At 35.5% G+C, this 248-nt stretch carries 1 protein-coding gene; it reads left to right on the top strand.

Annotated elements, in window-relative coordinates; genetic code table 11:
- Positions 1 to 191 (top strand): hypothetical protein (locus ACY2RS_RS15715; RefSeq protein WP_490099603.1); only part of this gene is annotated, 191 nt, incomplete at its 5' end.
- Positions 192 to 248: the final 57 nt, after the last annotated feature.

Below are 248 nucleotides of genomic sequence, written 5' to 3'. Positions count from 1 at the left end.
AATTTATAGACATCCCTAGCCTGGTTTCTGGACACTTAAACAATTGTAAAATAGCGCATATGCCGGAAGTTTTTGCAACACAAAACCACAGTTTGAAAGGGCTTTTACTAGATAACAACCTACTCAGTGAAGCCGAGAAAAAGAAATGGAAAAAAGAGTTTAACAATTTCTTTTTGCTGTCTATTAAATAAGAAAATAGCAAAAAAAATCTGGTTGAATGTCCCCTAAAACTCGGGAGCACTCAACCA

It is taken from the genome of Patiriisocius sp. 208BN25-11, assembly GCF_058147145.1.
This window is presented reverse-complemented; position numbering and strand designations above follow the sequence as displayed.